Genomic DNA, 12908 nt, shown 5'->3' with positions numbered 1-12908 from the left:
GTCGGCTTCAGTGCTTCATGCTGTGACTTGCCTGCCTTTCAGGCCTGCTCGGTCAGTATGTGTATCGCCTCCGTGATCTTGTAGGGCTTCGCAAGTAGCGGTACCCCAGGAATGTCGACCCGTTTGTCGCTGTATCCGGTTGCCAGAACGATCTGGATTTGCGGGAAACGGGTCTTGACGATCTTCGCCAAGTCTATTCCGCTGACACTGCCGGGCATGACGATGTCTGAAAAAACCAGTTCGATGGAATGATTCGTTTCCAGATAAGCTACCGCCTCTTCGCCGTTCCTTGCGACGATGACTTGAAAGCCTGCTGCCTTCAGTGCCGGTTCGACCGATTCTCTTACCAGCAGGTCATCTTCAACGAACAAAAGGGTGCCAGTGACGGAAGACGGCGTTTGAGGGACTCGTTCCTCGGAATAGGCAGGCAACACCTCCAATGCTGCCCGCGGCAGGTATATGGTCACTGTTGTGCCCTTCCCTTCAATGCTATCCAGGAGCAGCGTGCCGTTCGCCTGGGTTGCAAATCCATACGCTTGCGGCAGACCCAGCCCGGTTCCCTTGTCAATGCCCTTGGTGGTGAAGAACGGATCGAGGGCTTTGGATAGAACCTCGGGACTCATTCCCTTGCCATTGTCCGTAATCGAGAGAGATACGTAGTCGCCGGGAGGAAGGCTGTCTACGGGTTTTGAGAGAACGTTGTTTCTGATATCCAGTTTCACAATGCCGCCCATCGGCATGGCATCGCGTGCATTGATCAAGATGTTGAGGAGGGCAAGCTCGAGCTGCAGCGGGTCTATCGTCACCGGCCACAATTCCTCGTCAATCCGGCTGATCAGATCGATGTTGCTTGGCAGAGCGCTGTTCAGCAAGGACATTGCGGCACTGATCGCTTCCTTGAGCCGCACCGTTTGAAGACGGGCATCCTGAACTTTTCCGAAGGAACGCATTTGACCGGTAAGTACGGTGGCTCGGTCAATGGCCTTTTCACAGGTTGCGAGCAGCGATTCGATTTTCGCTCTATCGTTTGTAAAATGGATGAGCTGCAGCGAGGTGGACAAGGTTTGAAGGATGTTGTTGAAGTCGTGGGCAATGCCTCCGGTAAGCCGGCCCAGGGCTTCCAGCTTTTGTGCCTGCAGGAGTGCCCGCTGCGCACGTTCGGCAGAAGCGACTGCTTCCGCGACTCGCAGTTCCAATTCGGTCTTGCTTTGTCTGATCAGATTGCTGCTGTTGACCATGGCGAAGCCCACCGCATCAGTCTCTATCAATCCTGAAGGCGTCGGTGCAAGCTGCTCTCCTCGCCCCAGCTTTTCTGCAGCCAGCCGCAGCTCTTCGATGGGCTGTGCGGTGTTTTTTGCATACCGACGTGCGGCGAAGATGGCTGCGCCAAAGAGAAATAGCATGATGCTGCCCAACAGGGTGGCCGCATAGACGGCCGGCCTTCGCATCTCGTGAAGCGGGACGTTGACGATGACCGTCCATTCGGACATGGGAGCGCGAGTGAAAAAGGCCGATGTCGGTATTCCGCTCAACGTTACGCCGTAATGCAAGCCTGAGCGCAGTCCAGCCAGGATTTTCTGTCGCAATGGGTCGCGTACCGGCTGTCCTACATACTTTTCCGGCTCTTCCGTCCTTGCAATCACCATCCCTTTTCGGTCAGCCAGAGAGATGATCCAGCCGTCAGGAAATTTTTGTTGCGTCAGCAGGTCTTGAAGCCGCCGAACCGTGACACCCATCGATAAGTAATACCGTACTTGTCCGTTGTAGCTGACCGGAATCTGGATGGCGAAGTCATGTCGCTTGCCTGCGGGTGCGAAAAACAAATCCGAAACGATGGTTCGTTCCGGACCAGCCTGCCTGCGCAGTTCGATGAGATTGGACCCGCCCTTCGGAAGAACTGCACCATAGGGCAGGCGGGTATTGACCAGCTGCTTTCCTGCAAGATCGGTCAGTACAACGACAGAGTAGTCCGGCTGCGTCAGACTCCTTGCCTGCTGGTGGAAGGCTGCAAAATCGCCGTTGACGAGAAAGGGAGAAGTGGCAAGCGCAAGCAGGGTCGCTTCCTTGGTCTCCAGGTCATTGTCAATCAGTGAAGCCAGGGCCCTTGACGTTTCCGCGAGGCTCTTTCGCTGAGCCTCCTGCTCTTCTTTGTAGACGAACCAGACAGCAAGAATAGCCGCAATGAATGCGGGAATGAGAACGGACAGGACTAGAACGAGAAGTCTGGTTCGGATGCGCATTTGAGTTCCAATCGTGGTCAGTAGTTTAACCCGTTTGGCATCTCTATTTGGCAACCGCACAACCAATCCACTCATCAGTGCCGCAATTGTCTGCCAGGATAGCGAATGTTTGACGGTCGGACCTTGCCCGGACGCGAATGGTCTCTGATCGCGGCTGACACCCCACGGGTCCTTCTCTTGTCCAGACATGGAAAAGGAAATCTACCTTACCATATCTGAACATTCCTTACATGCAAGGCATGGATTGCTTCAATCCTGCATGGCTGGTTCCGCGAGCTTAGGCAAGGGCATCGTCGCGGCATCAGTGAGGAGAGTGTGGCGGCCCGGTGCTTGCTTGGCTTGAAGCGCATAACACCGCCGGGCACCGGATCGCATTGACCTTAGGGCTTCGCGGCGCTTTCAGTCAAATGGATGCGCACTGCATTAACCCATGCCGAGTGCATGACCCCGTCGCGTGAAACATAGTCGATCAGCAGCCATTCGCCATGGCGCCTGCGCGCGATCACGGCATCGCCGGGAATAATGAAGCGGTTGCGGCTCTGGCAGCCGGGCTCGGGTGCGGTATGGAAATGCAATCTGCCTTTGCCGACCACGCGTCCCTCCGATGCAGGACGCAATTCATTATCGGCGTCTCGCGCCTTGCTGTCGGCTGTTACGCAGAAGCCCGGTAACCGGCTGCTGCTAGTGCGGTCCGGCGCTGGTTCCGGGACGGGCGAGGTGCCCTGTGTGCCGATGTGCCCAGATGATGGTTTATGGGGGGGAGGTTTGATGACGCCGCTACTTTCCCTTGAGCCTGGCTCCTGCCCGGCCGCCAACCCGCAGGCAGCTGCACCCGCAAATGCAATGATCAAACAGACGAGTTGTTTCATGCCTGGTCAGACCGCTGCCGGTGCGTAAAGGTTGCGAAGGCGCACTGTCTGGTTGAGGCCAGGCGGATGCGGAGTTCCTGCTGACTCTGCCCTCCTCGGGAAGTTGAACAGTCGCTTGACTCTCTCTGCAGGCATCGCCACTTGCCAGCATCACGACAAGCCCGGTGAAGAGTTGATGCGATGCGCCGATGCTGTAAAGCGTGAAGGCGTCACCTTTATTTTCAACCGCACCAGCCTTGTATTTTTCAATATATTAAAAGACAAGCTGCCGCTGACGTGCCGCGTGAATTCCGCTTCATCGTGGCACCCTCGCAACCGCCTGTCCTAACAATGCGCCCTCCTCTGGTTATTGATTGACGCAGTGCAGCATTGTCGGTTACTGTCGGATCAACAAGCAGAGGAGTGTCATGAAACGCGTGATCTTTACCCAGAAAGGTGGTGTCGGAAAATCCAGCATCGCAGTCAATCTCGCAGCGATCGCTGCAAAGGAAGGCCGGAAAACGCTGTTGATCGATCTGGATCCGCAATGCAATGCGAGCCGTTATCTGGCGGGTGACGCAGCATCGGCACTTGCACCGACCCTCGCCGACTTTTTCCGGAAATCGCTGGAGTTTCATTTCTATCCGACGCCGGACATCGAATATGTGCATCCCACGCCGTTCGACAACCTGTTTCTTATCCCGTCGCATCCGGAGATCGGCGACTTGCAGTCCAAGCTGGAATCGCGGCACAAGATTTACAAGTTGCGCGATTCGCTGAACAAGCTTTCCGAAGAATTTGCCGAGATCATCATTGATACACCCCCGGCTTACAATTTCTTCTCGCAGTCGGCCCTGATCGCCGCTGATGTGTGCCTCATCCCGTTTGATTGCGATGAATTTTCGCGGCAGGCGCTTTACACGCTGCTTCGGAATCTGCAGGAAATTCAAGCCGATCACAACCCCGGTTTACGCATCGAGGGCATCGTGGTCAATCAGTTTCAGGCCCGCGCCTCCGTCCCGCAACGACTTGTCGGACAGTTGATCGAAGAAAAACTGCCGCTGCTGAATACGAAATTGTCGAGCTCGGTCAAGATGCGCGAGTCTCACGGCCTGAACCTTCCGCTGATTCATATGGACGCCCGTCACAAGCTCAGCCGCGAGTTTGTTGAGTTGTATCGGGAGCTGCAAGCCTGACCTGCGCTCCTGGAGCGCAGGTCGATGTGTAGAGTAGCTATTCGGATTCGTCGAGCATCCGGCGCAGCCGCATGTCTTCCATCTGGCGCCGCGCCGCAACACGCCGCTCCTGTACGCTCTGATGCTCCTTCAGCGTCATCGGCTGCTGGGCCATGATGTCTTTGAGACTGGCACTGTGCGCCTCGTCCAGATAATCTTTACGATGCATCGTCATCTCCCTGGCCGGCTGAGGTCCGGCCTGACATGACAACAATAGGCCTATTTCAAGTGCAGGTCAATTCCTGCTGTTTGTCCGTCCGTGGTTCGGGCGTCGGGCAGCCCGATGAACGAACCGGAAGGCTCCTTCAATCATTCAATGCCGCCTTCGCGGCTTCTTCCGGCGTCAGACCTTCATAGAACAAATCGGTCAGCCACTCAACCTGGTCCTCGATGAATTCCTGTGCCTGCGGTACCGTGGCACCGCCCGCAACCAGGCGCCCTTCCACCTCGATGCACCATTTGATCAGTGCTTCGGTTTCCGGATCCAGCTTTTCTTTCTTTGCCATGACTTCTTCTCCAATTCACGCCCAACCGACGTGCGTAGGAAGGAATATACACATTCCATGGACGAAGGCAGAAAACCGGCCGTATCGAGTCGGCTGCCTCACACGCAATGGCGAATCCTTCCTTCGGCATGCCCCCGGCACCGAATTGGCAAAGCCGATGGAGATCGCCTCTGGAGTACGATCAAAAGTGTCATTGTGAACACGGGCTCCGATCGACGCTGGGCGACGTGCATGCGTGCAGCATATTTATCTGCTCACGCCTCTTCGATCCATGCCGGTGTCATTCCCCATTGCCTGGACAGAGTCAGTTGTCCATAACACGCGCCAGCCAGGGCATCCGCGCAAGGCGTGCCAACTCGTAAGCCCGGATTTCCTCAGCGTTGCGCAGGGTCAGTTCAATATCGTCGAAGCCGTTGATCAGGCAGTATTTCCTGAACGCCTGCACGTCGAACGGCAATTCCTGCCCATTCGGCTTGACGACAACCTGGCGCGGCAGGTCGATGGTCAGTGCATAACCCGGCGCCGCCCCGATCTCTCGAAAGATTGCATCAACCTCTGCCTCGTCCAGCACGACGGGCAGCAGTCCGTTCTTGAAACAGTTGTTGAAGAAGATGTCCGCGAAACTCGGCGCAATCACGGCACGGAAACCGTATTGGTCCAGCGCCCAGGGCGCGTGTTCGCGGCTGGAGCCGCAGCCGAAGTTCCTGCGCGCGATCAGAATGCTTGCGCCGGCGTAGCCGGGCTGATTCAGCACGAAGTCGGGATTGGGCCGGCGAGACGCGGGATCCTGGCCCGGCTCTCCCTTGTCCAGGTAGCGCCATTCATCGAACAGGTTCGGCCCGAAGCCGGTACGCGAGATGGATTTCAGGAACTGCTTGGGAATGATCGCGTCGGTGTCGACGTTGGCGCGATCCAGCGGCGCGACCAGGCCGCGGTGAACGGTAAAGGATTTCATGGTTTGCCTTTCATTGGGGCGGTCGGGTTCAGGCGATGGCCTGGATATCGACGAAATGGCCGTGCAAGGCGGCCGCCGCAGCCATTGCCGGGCTGACGAGGTGGGTGCGGCCGCCGGCGCCCTGGCGTCCTTCGAAATTGCGGTTGCTGGTGCTGGCGCAGCGTTCGCCCGCAGACAGCTTGTCGGCGTTCATGGCCAGACACATGCTGCAGCCCGGCTCGCGCCATTCGAAACCGGCCTGCGTGAAGACCTCATGCAGGCCCTCTTCCTCGGCCTGCGCCTTCACCTTGCCGGAACCCGGTACGATCATCGCCATCTTGACATTGGGCGCCACGCGGCGGCCCAGGCGCTGGACCATGGCGGCAGCTTCGCGCAGGTCTTCGATGCGGCTGTTGGTGCAGGAGCCGACGAAGACCTTGTCGATCGCAATATCGGTGATGGGCTGGTTGGGCTGCAAGCCCATGTACTTGAGCGCCCTTTCGATGGCATCGCGCCTGGTCGGGTCCTGTTCCCGTTCCGGGTCCGGCGTGCTGCCGTGCACCGGGACCACCATCTCCGGGCTGGTGCCCCAGGTGACCTGGGGTGCGATGTCGCCGGCATCCAGCTCGACCACGGCGTCGAAGCGAGCGTCCGGGTCGGAGTGCAGGGTGCGCCAGTGTTCGACCGCTGCATTCCAGTCGGCGCCGGCAGGCGAAAACGGCCGGCCCTTCACATACTCGATGGTCTTGTCGTCCACCGCCACCAGCCCTGCCCGCGCGCCGGCTTCAATGGCCATGTTGCACACGGTCATGCGCCCTTCCATGCTCAGCGAGCGGATCGTGCTGCCGGCGAACTCGATGGTGTAGCCGGTACCGCCGGCGGTGCCGATCCTGCCGATGATTGCCAGCACGATGTCCTTGGCCGTCACGCCCGGACGCAGTTCGCCCTCCACCTTCACCAGCATGTTCTTCGCCTTCCTGGCCAGCAAGGTTTGGGTGGCCATCACGTGTTCCACTTCGCTGGTGCCGATGCCGTGCGCCAGCGCGCCGAAGGCGCCATGGGTGGAGGTGTGCGAGTCGCCGCAGACCACCGTCATGCCGGGCAGCGTGGCGCCGTTTTCCGGTCCGATCACATGCACGATGCCCTGGCTGGCATCGCGGAACGGGAAATAGGCGGCCGCACCGAAGGCCTTGATGTTGCTGTCCAATGTGACCAGCTGCTGCAGGCTCACCGGATCGTCGATGCCGTCGTAGCCGCGTTCCCAGCCGGTCGTGGGCGTGTTGTGGTCGGCCGTCGCGACCACGCTGCTCAGGCGCCACAGCTTGCGGCCGGCCAGGCGCAGGCCTTCGAAAGCCTGCGGGCTGGTGACTTCGTGGACCAGGTGTCGGTCGATGTAGAGCACTGCAGTGCCGTCCTCTTCGGTGCGGACGACATGTTCATCCCACAGCTTGTCGTAGAGCGTGCGCTGAGTCATGGGGTTCTCCTCAAGATTTCGAACCGGCGGCAGATGGTGGCCGGATTGACTGGAAACGATTCTAGCCATCATGGATTGTGTTATGTTCGATCATTTATCACGCTCAACGTGCTTTTTCGGCATGGCTAAACATATTGATTTTGTGTCCCTCCGGCTCTTCGTCGCCGTATGCGATGAGGGCAACATCGCCCGTGCGGCCGAACGGGAGTCGCTGGTGGCGTCGGCGGTAAGCCGCCGCATCGCAGCCATCGAGGCCGAAATCGGCACCCCGCTGCTGGTGCGCGGCCGCCGCGGCATCAAGCCTTCCCCTGCCGGGGAAACGCTGCTGCGCCAGGCGCAGGAAATCCTGCGCTCCATAGATCGCCTCAACGCCGAACTCAGCGAATACGCCAGCGGCGTACAGGGCCATGTGCGGGTGGTAGCGACCACCGCGGTGCTGGCCGAAGACATCGCGGAAGACATCGGCTCCTTCCTCGAGCTTCATCCCGGCGTGCGGGTGTCGACGGATGAACGCGTGAGCCCGGAAGTGGTGCGCGCTGTCCGGGAAGGCGCGGCCGATATCGGGGTACTGTGGGATGCCAGCGACGTCAGCGATCTTCAGGTGGAGCCTTACCGGCGCGACCATATGTGCCTGGCCGTGCGCCGCGACCATCCGCTGGCCGGCAGTACGCAAGTCCGTTTCGACGATGTGATGGATCAGATTGCGGTGGGCGTGGCACCCGGCGGCATGGTGGACACGCTCTTGCGCCGGGAGGCGGCCATCCGCTCGCGCTCGCTCGTGCATCGGGTCCAGGTGTCCGGTATCGATGCCGCGGTCCGCTTTGTGGCAGCGGGCCTCGGACCGGCGATCCTGCCGCGCGAAGCCGCGATAGGCCATGCCAAGGCGTCTTCATTGATCTTCATTCCGCTGGCCGAACCTTGGGCCGAACGCCGCTTCGTCATCATTACCCGCGGCCAGTCCGCCGACTCGGCCACGACCCAGTTGCTGGTCCGGCACCTGAAAAGCCGGACTCTGGCCGACCCTGGCCACCGGCTGCGCCGCTAGTGCCAAATCTCCTTATGCCTCGACGATGCGCACATGCCGTGGAGGCGTCGCAGCGGAATCGGACCATGCCGGCAACAAGATGGATCAATTGCGCGGCGGCATTGCAATCATGCCGCAGTGGCTCTGGTCTGCAAGAGTAGGCACGGCATCCCTGTCTTGCCTGGCAGCGACACGGTTTACTAAATGCCGGCATGGGTGCATGCTTCACCAACGTCACGCAACGCATTGCGGTTTCCAAGGAGGGCAATAATCCCGCTTGATTGCGAGACTGCGCGTTGTCCGTCGGCGGCTTGTGATGCATGAGCAATTCCCCTGAGAACAACCCAAGAGATGGAGGCAGGCCATGATTAAAGTTAGCGTAATGTACCCCAACAATCCTGATGCGCGATTTGACCATGAGTACTATCGCGACAAGCATATGCCGCTTGTCAAAGCGCGAATGGGTAACAGTTGCAAGAGCTATACCGTCGACAAAGGTCTGGCGGGCGGCGGCCCCGGAGAACCTGCAGCATACGTTGGCATGTGCCATATCTACTGCGACTCCGTCGAGGCATTCCAGGCCGGATTTGCACCTCATGCGAAGGAAATCATGGCGGATATTCCGAACTACACTGACTTGACGCCAGTGATTCAGATCAGCGAGGTTGTTGTAGGTTAAAGAGTGCTGTCGGGTGTGCCAATATGAAGCGGCGGCCAGATCGGGAAGGGACAGCCGTCGGCATCGCAAAAGCGTTCGCGGAACGTTTTCCGAACTCTTTATTGAGCGCCCCTCATGTTGGCCATGCACGTGGAGCGACGATGTCGCTTACGAAAAAATTCAGGTTATCCAGGCCGGGAAAAGGCTTCGTACGCAGACGTCAGGTGCATGCATGCCGAATCATTGCGCCGAGGCTTTCCCAAGCCGGTCAAGCGCTGACTGGCTGAGCGTCAAGCGGGTCGCGCCGATCAGTTCATCCAGCTGTGCAATGCTGGTGGCGCTGGCAATGGGTGCAGTCACTGCCGGTTGCGCTATCAACCAAGCCAGTGCCACCTGTGCCGGTGTGCCCGCGGTTTCCTGTGCGACTTCATCGAGCGCGGCAAGAATCCCGAGCCCTCGCCCGTCAAGGTATTTTTTTACACCCTGCCCGCGCACGCTTTTACCCAGGTCGGCTTCCGTCCGATATTTCCCGGTAAGGAAGCCGCTCGCCAGACTGTAATAAGGGATTACGCCAATGCCGGCTTCCACGCACAGCGGCGCCAGAGATTGTTCAAATTCCCGGCGTTCCACCAGATTGTAATGGGGCTGCAGCGTCACATATTGCGGCAAGCCCTGTGCACGGCTAACCTCGAGTGCCTGACGCAGTCGCGCTGCATTGTAATTGGAAGCGCCGATCGCCCGCACCTTGCCCGCCTTGACCAGTAAGGCAAACGCTTCCAGCGTTTCTTCCAGCGGCGTGTCCGCATCGTCGGCATGCGCCTGGTAGAGATCAATGTAATCCGTCTGGAGGCGGCGCAGCGACTCTTCCGCACTGCGCAGGATGTAATCCTTGCGCAGCCCTTTCCGGTCCGGTGCCATTTCCATCCCGACCTTGGTGGCAATCACGACCTTGTCTCGCTGGCCGCTGCGCTTGATCCACTTGCCAATAAGCGTCTCCGACTCGCCGCCGACATGTCCGGGAACCCAGCGGGAGTAGACGTCAGCGGTATCAATCAGCTGCATGCCGGATGCAGCGAAATGGTCAAGCAAGGCCAACGACATGGCTTCATCAGCCGTCCAGCCGAACACGTTGCCGCCGAATGCCAGCGGTGCCACTTCAATTCCGGAGTTGCCGATGTTGCGCATGATTCCATCTCCCTTGAACAAACGGACATGATGGCAGACGATCAGGCAGATGAAAGGTTCCGGCAACTGCCGCAGCCCTGAAACCGCTCCCTATGCAACTTTTCATGATGAAAATCTTCTTCCATAGTATGCCGGGAAGGCGCGATTCACACAGTTTATTTCCTCATTGAGCGCTTGCTGTATGGTTTTTCACCTGCACCCGAATGGCACACTTGTGCGTCGACTTGCAAGCGTTACGCCGGTATCGATCAGGAACGCATCAGAAATGCGCTTGCTCCGCCTGGTATTGAAGCAAGCGGAGCATCGCCAGTTGGTTGGGTTTCAGACCTTGCGCCAGTGCCCGCCATGAACGGAAGTTCATACACTACCAGGTAAAGTCGTCCGGAATCTGGTAGGCGGCATACGGGTCGTCCACATCAACTTCCGCACTGGTCTTGCTGACTCTGACAACGACCGACGCATCGCGCTCGGAAATCTTGTCAGCGACAACCTTGGGCACCAATTCGGCGGTACCGCCAAGGCAGACGATCACGAGGTGCCCGGCTATCAGATGCGCCTGTACTGCAGCCGACACATAAATCCGCTCGACCTTGTTGCCGTGGGTGAAATGGTAAGCAATGTCGCCGGCCCCCTTGCTTTGGCGATTTTTCTGCACCATCTGGACGATCTGCGCCATGACTGCTTTTTCATGGGCTGCCGCATCCCGCTGGGCATTGAGTTCACGGGCCCGCTCGGCGTTTCTTTGCTTCGCTTCGATAGCGGCCGTTCTGGTTTCGTCAACAGCCTGCGTGCCGCTCCGAAGCTCTTCCTTTTTCTGCCTGCTCTTTTCGTGACTCGCCTGTCTGACTTTCTTCTTGTCGACCAGACCAGCTTTTAAAAGCTGTTCTTGCAAAGAAACCATTTCCTACTCCACAAATCATGTAACCGGACACGGCCCGCGCCGCGAGCCACCGTACTCGCGACGACACCGAATGCTTGCGGCGTGCGGAACAGACTGGAACAGCCAGAACCACGCCGGCCCGGAATTATAACGGTGCGGTTGTCCTTATCACCGTGACGCGGCTAATAAGGAATTCACCATCCACCACAGTTCTATGCGGAACTCCAACGACGTTGAATCCGGGTCCGCCGTCATCGAGCCAGCGCTGCGCCATGGGATCGAATTCATGTGGTTTCAGCCGGAGCATTTGTGCACTGATGACAAATGACGCCCCGGCCTTCTGCTTTCTTACCAAATCATCAAGCGAAGCCATACATACCTTTCTTCCATCGAGCGCCAATCATAACAATTTCTCATTACGATTATCGGCCTGTCGAGCAGCAATGAATGCCCCAGAGTACGCCGGCGCCATGCGGATATCTGCTGCCGACTTCAAGCCGGATGGAAAAGTCGTCGAGTGCAATACAGCAAGGCGAAATCCGCTGATGCCTTCCTCAATTCGTCTTTGGAACTACATGCCGCAAAACTTGCCATAGTGCCGTCACTTCGGCTAAGGCATGAGTATGGATGCTTTGGGAAACCGTCTTTCGGTGGTCATCCTGACCTTCAATCGCAGGGATGAGCTGCGCCGTACGCTGGAGCGCATGAGCATGCTCCCCGAGCAACCGCCGATCATCATTGTCGATAACGCCTCCACCGACGGCACGGCGCAAATGGTCCGCGCCGACTTCCGGCAGGTCACCCTTCTTGCTTCGCCAACCAATGTTGGAGGTGCAGCCCGCAACCTCGGCGTGCAGCAGGCGCGCACCCCGTATGTCGCATTCTGCGATGACGACTCATGGTGGGCGCCGGGCTCCCTCACGGCCGCGGCGGATCTGCTGGACGCCTACCCATCGATTGCAGCCGCATGCGCACGCATCCTGCTCGGGCCCGAGGCGCGGGAAGATCCCATCTGTTGCATGATGGCGGCCAGCCCCCTGCCGGCGGCGGGACTGCCTGGCCCTGCCCTGCTGGGATTTGTTGCCTGCGCAGCAGTATTCCGGCGCCAAGCGTATCTGGATGCGGGCGGTTACGAGCAACGCTTCTTCGTTGGCGGGGAAGAGACCCTGCTCACGCTGGACTTGGTCAGCGCGGGCTGGTATCTGGTCTATGCGCCGCAGCTTCTGGTACATCACTACCCTTCCCCGCAGCGAGATCGCAAGGACAGGCATCGCATCGTTGCCCGCAATGCGATCTGGGTAGCCTGGCTGCGTTTGCCCGCCCTTACCGCGCTGCGGGAGACCTGGCGCATGCTGCGCTACGCGGCAAGGCATGGTGTCCTTGCTGCAGCCGTGCTTGGCGTGCTCAGGGAACTGCCGTGGCTTGCCAGCACGCGTCGCGTCGTATCTCCACGCGTGCATGCGTGGTACCGGATGCTCAACCCATAGAGTCGGAGCCAACCTGATGACAGTTCGCCTGATGATGTGATGTCTAACGATTTCGGTACGAGACGGCAAGCCAACTTTCGCTCACGAGACCACGGCATGAGGCTGGGGCTTGACGAACAGGATCGGTCGCATTGAGCAGATGTGCGGAGCGGATGGCGTCTCCACGGGGATTCGAACCCCGGTACTCACCGTGAAAGGGTGATGTCCTAGGCCTCTAGACGATGGAGACGTATATGGCGGAGCGGACGGGGCTCGAACCCGCGACCCCCGGCGTGACAGGCCGGTATTCTAACCAACTGAACTACCACTCCGCATGAGAGGCATTTCTTGAGGAGCGCTACTTTACACGAAACTATCGAAGTCGCCTAGTGCATGGCCGTGCACTGCATCAGCGCTGGCTGCCTTGGGGCTCCCGTCCGGGCAAGCAAGTCACCGGG

The 12908-nt window shown here is 58.9% G+C and carries 14 protein-coding genes and 2 tRNA genes; 5 read left to right on the top strand and 11 right to left on the bottom strand.

Annotation, left to right across the window (positions count from 1 at the left end; all coding sequences use genetic code 11):
• Window positions 1-38: 38 nt before the first annotated feature.
• Window positions 39-2240, bottom strand: a complete 2202-nt coding sequence (locus tag IGW03_RS21070) for a hybrid sensor histidine kinase/response regulator (RefSeq protein ID WP_194724492.1) — start codon at window positions 2238-2240, stop codon at window positions 39-41.
• Between the two features lie 380 nt (window positions 2241-2620).
• Entirely contained in the window at window positions 2621-3109 is a 489-nt protein-coding gene (locus IGW03_RS21065; protein ID WP_194724491.1) for a hypothetical protein, read from the bottom strand.
• Window positions 3110-3224: 115 nt separating this feature from the next.
• On the opposite strand from IGW03_RS21065, the gene IGW03_RS21060 reads away from it, so the two are divergent.
• Together IGW03_RS21060 and IGW03_RS21055 are read left to right on the top strand one after the other, a co-directional pair.
• Window positions 3225-3437 (top strand): hypothetical protein, encoded by a 213-nt coding sequence (locus IGW03_RS21060; RefSeq protein WP_194724490.1) that lies wholly within the window; start codon window positions 3225-3227, stop codon window positions 3435-3437.
• Window positions 3438-3516: 79 nt separating this feature from the next.
• Window positions 3517-4284: a ParA family protein gene (locus IGW03_RS21055; protein WP_194724489.1), complete on the top strand. Its 768-nt coding sequence runs from the start codon at window positions 3517-3519 to the stop codon at window positions 4282-4284.
• Between the two features lie 37 nt (window positions 4285-4321).
• On the opposite strand, the gene IGW03_RS21050 is transcribed toward IGW03_RS21055, so the two are convergent.
• From IGW03_RS21050 to leuC, 4 genes are all read right to left on the bottom strand, one after another.
• Window positions 4322-4492, bottom strand: a complete 171-nt coding sequence (locus IGW03_RS21050) for a hypothetical protein (protein ID WP_194724488.1) — start codon at window positions 4490-4492, stop codon at window positions 4322-4324.
• Window positions 4493-4628: 136 nt separating this feature from the next.
• The gene (locus IGW03_RS21045; RefSeq protein ID WP_194724487.1) at window positions 4629-4829 is read right to left on the bottom strand and encodes a hypothetical protein; all 201 of its coding nucleotides are present in this window, start codon (window positions 4827-4829) and stop codon (window positions 4629-4631) included.
• A 304-nt stretch (window positions 4830-5133) separates the two neighbouring features.
• Window positions 5134-5784: a 3-isopropylmalate dehydratase small subunit gene (gene leuD, locus IGW03_RS21040; RefSeq protein ID WP_194724486.1), complete on the bottom strand. Its 651-nt coding sequence runs from the start codon at window positions 5782-5784 to the stop codon at window positions 5134-5136.
• A 28-nt stretch (window positions 5785-5812) separates the two neighbouring features.
• Window positions 5813-7237, bottom strand: a complete 1425-nt coding sequence (gene leuC, locus IGW03_RS21035; protein ID WP_194724485.1) for a 3-isopropylmalate dehydratase large subunit — start codon at window positions 7235-7237, stop codon at window positions 5813-5815.
• Window positions 7238-7358: 121 nt separating this feature from the next.
• Between leuC and IGW03_RS21030 the strand changes: the two genes are divergently transcribed.
• On the top strand, window positions 7359-8282 hold the full coding sequence (locus IGW03_RS21030) for a LysR family transcriptional regulator (RefSeq protein WP_194724484.1): 924 nt from the start codon (window positions 7359-7361) through the stop codon (window positions 8280-8282).
• 343 nt (window positions 8283-8625) lie between these two features.
• On the top strand, window positions 8626-8940 hold the full coding sequence (locus IGW03_RS21025; protein ID WP_194724483.1) for an EthD family reductase: 315 nt from the start codon (window positions 8626-8628) through the stop codon (window positions 8938-8940).
• Between the two features lie 219 nt (window positions 8941-9159).
• Here the strand turns inward: IGW03_RS21025 and IGW03_RS21020 are convergent, their stop codons facing one another.
• The 3 genes from IGW03_RS21020 to IGW03_RS21010 all read right to left on the bottom strand — a co-directional run bounded on the left by IGW03_RS21020 (window position 9160) and on the right by IGW03_RS21010 (window position 11357).
• Window positions 9160-10104, bottom strand: coding sequence for an aldo/keto reductase (locus tag IGW03_RS21020; protein ID WP_194724482.1), 945 nt, complete (start codon window positions 10102-10104; stop codon window positions 9160-9162).
• A 364-nt stretch (window positions 10105-10468) separates the two neighbouring features.
• Complete coding sequence (locus IGW03_RS21015; RefSeq protein ID WP_194724481.1) at window positions 10469-11005, bottom strand: DUF2058 domain-containing protein; 537 nt, start codon at window positions 11003-11005, stop codon at window positions 10469-10471.
• A 124-nt stretch (window positions 11006-11129) separates the two neighbouring features.
• Window positions 11130-11357 (bottom strand): hypothetical protein, encoded by a 228-nt coding sequence (locus IGW03_RS21010; RefSeq protein WP_194724480.1) that lies wholly within the window; start codon window positions 11355-11357, stop codon window positions 11130-11132.
• A 250-nt stretch (window positions 11358-11607) separates the two neighbouring features.
• Between IGW03_RS21010 and IGW03_RS21005 the strand changes: the two genes are divergently transcribed.
• On the top strand, window positions 11608-12471 hold the full coding sequence (locus tag IGW03_RS21005) for a glycosyltransferase family 2 protein (protein WP_228535876.1): 864 nt from the start codon (window positions 11608-11610) through the stop codon (window positions 12469-12471).
• Between the two features lie 153 nt (window positions 12472-12624).
• Here the strand turns inward: IGW03_RS21005 and IGW03_RS21000 are convergent.
• Window positions 12625-12700 (bottom strand) — tRNA-Glu (locus IGW03_RS21000).
• Between the two features lie 5 nt (window positions 12701-12705).
• A tRNA-Asp gene (locus tag IGW03_RS20995) sits at window positions 12706-12782 on the bottom strand.
• Window positions 12783-12908 lie beyond the last annotated feature (126 nt).

The organism is Noviherbaspirillum malthae (assembly GCF_015352985.1).
GTDB lineage: Bacteria > Pseudomonadota > Gammaproteobacteria > Burkholderiales > Burkholderiaceae_D > Noviherbaspirillum > Noviherbaspirillum malthae.
The sequence above is the reverse complement of the archived record's forward strand: the minus strand, read 5'-3'. Positions and strand labels throughout refer to the sequence as shown.

What these genes read in the sequence shown, in the direction of transcription:
- IGW03_RS21030 (WP_194724484.1), top strand. Translation starts at nt 7,359, where the DNA reads ATGGCTAAACATATTGATTTTGTGTCCCTCCGGCTCTTCGTCGCCGTA.
- leuD (WP_194724486.1), bottom strand. Translation starts at nt 5,784, where the DNA reads ATGAAATCCTTTACCGTTCACCGCGGCCTGGTCGCGCCGCTGGATCGC.
- IGW03_RS21055 (WP_194724489.1), top strand. Translation starts at nt 3,517, where the DNA reads ATGAAACGCGTGATCTTTACCCAGAAAGGTGGTGTCGGAAAATCCAGC.
- IGW03_RS21065 (WP_194724491.1), bottom strand. Translation starts at nt 3,109, where the DNA reads ATGAAACAACTCGTCTGTTTGATCATTGCATTTGCGGGTGCAGCTGCC.
- IGW03_RS21070 (WP_194724492.1), bottom strand. Translation starts at nt 2,240, where the DNA reads ATGCGCATCCGAACCAGACTTCTCGTTCTAGTCCTGTCCGTTCTCATT.
- IGW03_RS21045 (WP_194724487.1), bottom strand. Translation starts at nt 4,829, where the DNA reads ATGGCAAAGAAAGAAAAGCTGGATCCGGAAACCGAAGCACTGATCAAA.
- IGW03_RS21010 (WP_194724480.1), bottom strand. Translation starts at nt 11,357, where the DNA reads ATGGCTTCGCTTGATGATTTGGTAAGAAAGCAGAAGGCCGGGGCGTCA.
- IGW03_RS21050 (WP_194724488.1), bottom strand. Translation starts at nt 4,492, where the DNA reads ATGCATCGTAAAGATTATCTGGACGAGGCGCACAGTGCCAGTCTCAAA.
- IGW03_RS21005 (WP_228535876.1), top strand. Translation starts at nt 11,608, where the DNA reads ATGGATGCTTTGGGAAACCGTCTTTCGGTGGTCATCCTGACCTTCAAT.
- IGW03_RS21015 (WP_194724481.1), bottom strand. Translation starts at nt 11,005, where the DNA reads ATGGTTTCTTTGCAAGAACAGCTTTTAAAAGCTGGTCTGGTCGACAAG.
- IGW03_RS21025 (WP_194724483.1), top strand. Translation starts at nt 8,626, where the DNA reads ATGATTAAAGTTAGCGTAATGTACCCCAACAATCCTGATGCGCGATTT.
- leuC (WP_194724485.1), bottom strand. Translation starts at nt 7,237, where the DNA reads ATGACTCAGCGCACGCTCTACGACAAGCTGTGGGATGAACATGTCGTC.
- IGW03_RS21020 (WP_194724482.1), bottom strand. Translation starts at nt 10,104, where the DNA reads ATGCGCAACATCGGCAACTCCGGAATTGAAGTGGCACCGCTGGCATTC.